The organism is Microvirgula curvata (assembly GCF_054781615.1).
This window is the reverse complement of record NZ_BAAGUB010000029.1, coordinates 139,713-145,924: the sequence shown is the minus strand read 5'-3', so window position 1 is coordinate 145,924 and position 6,212 is coordinate 139,713. Positions and strand designations below refer to the sequence as shown.

8 protein-coding genes and 1 pseudogene are annotated in these 6,212 nt (G+C 65.3%); 3 read left to right on the top strand and 6 right to left on the bottom strand.

Going from position 1 to position 6,212, the window contains the following annotated elements; translation table 11 throughout:
- Together ACYVG8_RS13110 and ACYVG8_RS13105 are read left to right on the top strand one after the other, a co-directional pair.
- Positions 1-1,467 (top strand): annotated as a pseudogene (locus tag ACYVG8_RS13110) (hypothetical protein); the annotation flags it as partial.
- A gap of 209 nt (positions 1,468-1,676) precedes the next feature.
- Positions 1,677-2,096 carry a hypothetical protein gene (locus ACYVG8_RS13105; RefSeq protein ID WP_112692702.1) on the top strand — a complete coding sequence of 140 codons (420 nt, stop codon included), beginning with the start codon at positions 1,677-1,679 and terminating at the stop codon, positions 2,094-2,096.
- 6 nt (positions 2,097-2,102) lie between these two features.
- On the opposite strand, the gene ACYVG8_RS13100 is transcribed toward ACYVG8_RS13105, so the two are convergent.
- Complete coding sequence (locus ACYVG8_RS13100) at positions 2,103-2,519, bottom strand: YchJ family protein (RefSeq protein WP_460746004.1); 417 nt, start codon at positions 2,517-2,519, stop codon at positions 2,103-2,105.
- The gene (locus ACYVG8_RS13095; RefSeq protein WP_051528869.1) at positions 2,500-2,970 is read right to left on the bottom strand and encodes a hypothetical protein; all 471 of its coding nucleotides are present in this window, start codon (positions 2,968-2,970) and stop codon (positions 2,500-2,502) included. The genes ACYVG8_RS13100 and ACYVG8_RS13095 overlap by 20 nt, the downstream gene beginning before the upstream one ends.
- Before the next feature lie 93 nt (positions 2,971-3,063).
- Between ACYVG8_RS13095 and ACYVG8_RS13090 the strand changes: the two genes are divergently transcribed.
- Positions 3,064-3,396 (top strand): hypothetical protein, encoded by a 333-nt coding sequence (locus ACYVG8_RS13090; protein WP_051528870.1) that lies wholly within the window; start codon positions 3,064-3,066, stop codon positions 3,394-3,396.
- Positions 3,397-3,453: 57 nt separating this feature from the next.
- Here the strand turns inward: ACYVG8_RS13090 and ACYVG8_RS13085 are convergent, their stop codons facing one another.
- From ACYVG8_RS13085 to ACYVG8_RS13070, 4 genes are all read right to left on the bottom strand, one after another.
- Positions 3,454-4,359, bottom strand: coding sequence for a metal ABC transporter substrate-binding protein (locus ACYVG8_RS13085; RefSeq protein WP_028499324.1), 906 nt, complete (start codon positions 4,357-4,359; stop codon positions 3,454-3,456).
- 87 nt (positions 4,360-4,446) lie between these two features.
- The gene (locus tag ACYVG8_RS13080; RefSeq protein WP_028499325.1) at positions 4,447-5,319 is read right to left on the bottom strand and encodes a metal ABC transporter permease; all 873 of its coding nucleotides are present in this window, start codon (positions 5,317-5,319) and stop codon (positions 4,447-4,449) included.
- Positions 5,316-6,062 (bottom strand): metal ABC transporter ATP-binding protein, encoded by a 747-nt coding sequence (locus ACYVG8_RS13075; protein ID WP_028499326.1) that lies wholly within the window; start codon positions 6,060-6,062, stop codon positions 5,316-5,318. Before ACYVG8_RS13075 ends, ACYVG8_RS13080 begins: the two co-directional genes overlap by 4 nt.
- Complete coding sequence (locus ACYVG8_RS13070) at positions 6,059-6,184, bottom strand: hypothetical protein (RefSeq protein WP_255420231.1); 126 nt, start codon at positions 6,182-6,184, stop codon at positions 6,059-6,061. The genes ACYVG8_RS13075 and ACYVG8_RS13070 overlap by 4 nt, the downstream gene beginning before the upstream one ends.
- Between the last annotated feature and the right edge of the window lie 28 nt (positions 6,185-6,212).

Below are 6,212 nucleotides of genomic sequence, written 5' to 3'. Positions count from 1 at the left end.
CCGGCGCACCGGCTGGTACTGAGCGCCGACCGGGTGAGCACGGATCCGGCGCGGCAGATCCGGCAGCGGATGGATTACCGGGACGGGCACGACCGGGCGTGGCGGACGGTGCAGCTGGTCGAACCGGGAGACGGCTACCGGCTGAGCGAAAACGGCGACTTTGTCTACGACGAAAGCGGGGAAGCGGTCAGCGGACCACTGACGGTGCGCTGGCAGGTGGCGGCGGGAGACGAGTGCAGCGCGGGCGGACTGGCGCTGCTGCAGTATCCGGGCTACTGCGTGGACCGCAGCCGGCCGGCACGCGAGGCACCGCCGCTGCCGTTTGCGCAGCAGTACCGGGATGCGACATTGAAGCCGGTGCTGACCCAGCGTGGCGACGGCAACTACCGGCTGCAGCGGCCGTGCCCGTGGTATGTGGTCGGGCAGGACGAGAACGACAGTTATCAGGGGGAGAGCGAACCGGAGCCTGAGCCGGAGCCGGATCCTGAGCCCGAACCGGACAGCGACGGCCTGCAGGCGCCGGCGGGGAGTGGCGATACCCGGCCAAAGATCGGCATGCATGGCGAGCGCATTGACTGGATTGGCCCGCGCAGTCAGTTGTACCTGCCGAAGGACGGGACATACAGCTACGCACCGGAAATTCAGCTGTATATGCAATTCATCCCGTTCTGGCACTACATGATGCCCTCCCCGTACAGCAGAAAGCCACTCGCCAGCAACAGCACGGTGGGGGTCATTCTGGGCGCTCTTGGCATCGTGCTCACCCTGCTCACCGTCTGCTTTGCCGCACCATTGACGACTGGCCTGGCCCTGTGTCTCGTCGCAACGGGCACGCTGCTGGGACTGGCGGCCGGATCAACCGCCATCGCCTCTGCGCTCCTGGAAAAGTCGGACCCCGAAACCTCACGCATTCTGGGATGGGTCTCGCTGGGACTGGGTATCGGCGCCACGCTGCTTGGTCTCGGCACCCCGCGCATTCTGGCTGCCTATTCCAGCTCCAGACTCACATGGTCGGTATCGGCAAGCGGAAAGATCTACTTGCTTGGCGATATGACCGTGGACCTCACCGACCCCTTGGTCGCGGCAGTCAACGCACACGGCGCACCAGGTACGACCTTGAGTACCAGACTGATTTCGGGTGGCACACTGGGCAGGCAGTTGCAAAATATTCCGCTTTTGCCCGGGCAGAAAATACGTCTGGTGTCCTGCTACAGTGCAGTGGGCGGAAAAATGGGGGCACAGGCACAGCGCCTTGCCAACACGCTGCAACGGCAGGTGACCGGCTATCACTATCGGGTCGCCGCACAGCCCCTGGGACAGAATGTTGCTCCCGGATCCAGCCTGTCAGTCTTCCAGCCCCAGGCCGGTTTCAAGGCGCTGCGGACCACCATTGCCAACAGTTTCATCTCCAGTGCCATCCGCCCGGCCGTGTATCTGAAGCATCCCCACCTCTACTTTTCCTCGTAAGGCAATGTGACCCGCTCCATTTCCACGCGACTCTCCTGCCAGGCAGGAAGGCATTTTTATATATACATACCAGAACGTATATGAAAGAATGACAATACGGCGCTTGCCCGTAATGAACTATTGGCTCGAAACAGACTCGGACAATATGAAGCCGGTGATCGCAACACTGCCAGCAGTGGCAGTGGCCAGAGAGAACAGGAGACGACACGATGAGCACGACAGACATGCTTCGCGCCACCCAGGCCGCCTCGTACATCAATACGGTGCGCAGCAATCTGGTGGCCAATCAGGACAGTGCCCGCTCGGTGGCCGAGGCACTGAATCAGGCTGAAGTGACGGGCAAGCTGCGGCAGGCTGATCGCAGCGACGCCCTGACCGGCACGATCAAGGCCGCCGCCGCCGAACGGATTGCAGAGACGACCGCAACCAGCGTGACCATCTCGACCGCTGCGCGCCAGCTGGAGGACACGCTGACCAGCGGCCTGTACGGGGTGATGGCCTCGGCCCCGCTGCAGCCGGCCGCGCGTGCGGCCGAGCCGATCCATGCCCAGCGCATCCGGGCGGTCAGCGCCTATCAGGCGGCCAGCCGGGTCGGGGTGGAAGATGATGGCCAGCGGCCACGCGCCTGAGCGACGTCAGTCGTCGATATCCCCATCGACATAGACCCAGCGCCCGTCGACGCGGGTGAAGCGGCTTTTTTCGCGGATCTTGCGCGCCCGCCCGCCCAGCTTGTAGCGGGCAACGTAGGTCACGGTACCTTCGCTGTCGTTTTCGCCACCGGCCTCGGTGGACTCGATCTGCAATCCGGTCCACTTCAGCGGTTCATCAAAGTCCAGCGCATCCGGACGGGTATCCGGGTGCCAGCTCAGCAGCAGGTACTCGGCGTGCTCCAGCACATAGGCGGTATAGCGCGAGCGCATCAGCGCTTCGGCGGTCGGTGCGGGCAGCCGGCCGGCCAGGCGCGGCCAGCAGCATTCGACCAGTGCGGCCGGGTGGCCACACGGGCAAGGCGACTCGGGGTCGAAGCGGGGTTCAGAGCGGTGCTTGGTCATAGATCCTTATCAGGAAACGGGTAAAGGCGGCATTGGGCCGCTGCGGCAAGGGCATGGCATTCCAGTTGCGGCGGGCGCGGTCAATTTCCCTGACCAGTCGCGTGCGCAGGTCGGCCTGGGCAATCTGGCCGCGCTGCAGCAGCACGGTCTGATCGCGATAGGCCTTGAACAGCGCATCGTCGATGGCATTGTGACCCACCAGCGCCAGGCGCTTCTGGTCGAGCCGGTCAGCGGCCTGCAGCCGGGTCAGCTGGCCATTGCCGACCTGCCCGGCCAGGGCATTGGCTTCGGCCAGCAACTGGTCTTCTTCATTGTGTCCCAGCCCGCCGAAGGTCGGCAGCGACCAGCCGTCGCCACTCTTGCCGGTGGGACCGGGAGCCACGCAGGCGGTCAGCGACAGTGCCAGCAACAGCGGGGCGGCGAGGGCCGGACGGAAAACGGATCGATTCATGTGCAGTGACTCCGCAGGACAGCTTGACCGGAGTCGGCATTGTCCGGTGTGGATGCGATACTGACAACCTTGTTGCCGCCCTTCTGCCCGTCCATGTCCCGCCCGATCGACTGCCGCATCATCGAAAACGCCCTCCTCGCCCGTCTCGCCGCCCGGGTGCTGGGCGGCCGGGCGGCGGCGATGGTGATTGGCCGTCGCCTGCTGCTGTGGGGGGTGCCGGCACAGGCGTTCCTGGATGACGTGCGCTGGCGCCGGCACGAAGCCTGCCATGTGCTGCAATACCACCGCTACGGCCTGGCCGGCTTTCTGCTGCGCTATGCATGGCAGACCCTGCGCCACGGCTACCGGCACAACGCGCTGGAGGTCGAGGCGCGCGCCGCCAGCGACCAGCCCGGATTCGATGAGCGGGTGCATTTCCATCCCTGACGCGACACAGCCCGCCAGGGGGCCGGCGGGCTGTCTGCACGGAGGAGAAACGCCGGTTCAGTTCTTTTTCATCCCGGCGGACAGCTGTTCGACATTGTGGCGGAACAGGCTGGTATAGCTGCGGGCAGCGGCGTCACGCGACAGGGCGTCCGAGTACAGCTTGCCATCGACGCTGGCACCGCTTTCGCGCGCAATCTGGTCGACCAGACGCCGGTCGGAAATGTTCTCGACGAACACCGCCTTGATGCCGGAGGCCTTGATCTGGCGGATCAGCCCGGCCACCTGCTTCGCCGAGGCTTCCGATTCGGTCGACAGCCCCTGCGGCGCATGGAAGGTGATCTGGTAACGGCGTGCCAGATAGCCGAACGCATCATGGCCGGTAATGACCTTGCGCTTGGCCACCGGCAGCTGGCCGAAGGTCTGCGCGGCCCAGCGGTCGAGGTCGGCCAGTTGCTTGTCGTAGGCGGCAGCGCGCTGCGCATAGTAGTCGCGCCCTTCCGGGTCGAGCTTGCTCAGCGAGGCGGCAATATTGCGCGTCCACACCCGCACGTTCTGCGGGTTGTTCCAGACATGCGGGTCGAAGTTGCCGTGGTCGTGGCCGGCGTGATCATGATCTTTCTCTTCTTCCTCGCTCTTCAGCGGCTTGATGCCCTCACTGGCTACCAGGGTGGTGCCCTTGTAGCCGGTCGCCTTGCTCATGCGCGGCATCCAGCCCTCGAAGCCGAGCCCGTTGACGACGAACAGGCGGGCAGCCGCAAGCGTCTTCACGTCCTGCGGACGCGGCTGGAATACATGGGCGTCCTGGTCCGGACCGACCAGGGTCCTGACCTCGACCCGGTCGCCGCCGATCTGCTGCACGACGTCGCCGAGGATGCTGAAACTCGCGACCACTGGCAGTTTCTGCGCCGCGTGGGCCAGCATCGGCAGCGTCGCCAGCAGGGCGAAAATAAGCTTTTTTTGCATGATTCCGACTCCATGAGGTTGCACGGACCCGGACGCCATCCCGAAGGACGGAGTCAGGGTCGAATTAAGGCAGAAAGGGAAAGGGGGTCAGCCGCTCAGATGGCGACCGCGGATGAAGCGCGGCAGCACGCCGCCCTGCGGCGCGACAAACAGCGACAGCAGATAGATAAGCCCGGCCGACAGCACGATGGCCGGCCCGGACGGCAGGTCCAGATGATAGGACGCCAGCAGCCCGACGTAGCCGGCCAGCATGGCGACGCCGACTGCCACTGCCAGCATGCGGCCGATGGAATTGGCCCACAGCCGCGCGGTCACTGCCGGAATCATCATCAGGCCGACCGCCATCAGCGTACCCAGCGCCTGGAAGCCGGCGACCAGATTCAGCACCACCAGGACCATGAACAGCAGGTAGTACACATTGCTGCGTGCACCTACTGACTGCAGGAACATCGGATCGAAGCTGTCCAGCAGCAGCGGCCGGTAGATGACCGCCAGGCCGAACATCGACAGCGTGGCGATGGCGGTCACCAGCAGCAGCGCACCGTCGTCGACCGCCAGCACACTGCCGAACAGGATGTGGATCAGGTCGATATTGCTGCCGAAGTGCGATACCAGCAGCACGCCAAGGCCGAGCGACATCAGGTAGAACGCGGCCAGGCTCGCATCCTCCTTGATCGTGGTGTAGCGGGTCACCACGCCGGCGGCGATGACCACCAGCACGCCGGCGGCAAAGCCGCCGATCGACATCGCCGGCAGGCTCAGCCCGGCCAGGATAAAGCCCACCGCCGCCCCGGGCAGCACGGCATGGCTCATGGCATCGCCCATCAGGCTCATGCGGCGCATGACCAGGAACAGACCGATCGGGCCGCAGCCCAGCGCAAGGGCAAAGCAGCCCACCAGCGCCCGGCGCATGAAGCCGAATTCGATGAAAGGTGACAACAACAGGCCGGTGACGGTCATGCGGCCTCCTGTTCCGGCACCACGCACACCGGCGGATGAGCCTGCCAGTGGGTGGCGATATGGTTGGCACGCGCCAGATTGGCTTCGGTCAGCACGGTTTCGGTCGGACCGAAGGCGATGACTTCGCGCGCCAGCAGCAGCGTGGTGTCGAAATAGGCGCGTACCTGCTCGTAGTCGTGCAGCACGGCAATGACGGTGCGCCCTTCCGCTTCCCAGCGCCGCACAAAGGCCAGCAGGTCGAAGGTGGTCTTGGCGTCGACCGAGGCAAACGGCTCGTCGAGCAGGATCAGCGGTGCGTCCTGCATCAGGATGCGGGCGAACAGCACGCGCTGGAACTGGCCGCCGGACAGCTCGCCGATGCTGCGCCGCTCGAAGCCGTGCAGGCCGACGTCGGCCAGCGCCTGCGCCGCGCGCTGCAGGCCGGCGCGGCCGACGCCGCCAAAAGCACCGGTGGTGCACCAGGCACCGGTCAGTACGGTGTCCAGCACCGTGACCGGCAGCGTGCGGTCGATCTGCGCCGCCTGCGGCATGTAGGCGATCTGCGCACGCCGCAGTCCGTCCAGTTCGACGTGACCGGTATCGGGTTTCAGAAACCCCATCAGGGTCTTGAGGATGGTCGACTTGCCGGCGCCATTCGGGCCGAAGATCGCCGTGGCATGGTGGCTGGCGAACTCGGCCGACACGTGATGGATGGCCGGGCGGCGCCGGTAGGAGACGGTAACATTCTTGAGCGCGATGGTCATGCGGACTCCAGCGCCCAGCCGACGGCGAGCCACAGCAGGACGGCGGCGACGGCGGCCAGCGCGAGCCGGTGCCAGACCGAGGCGGCCAGCAGGCTCACGGGAAAAAGACGGGACAAGTTCATGGATTCGGATTCGTTTTCCGTAATGGCA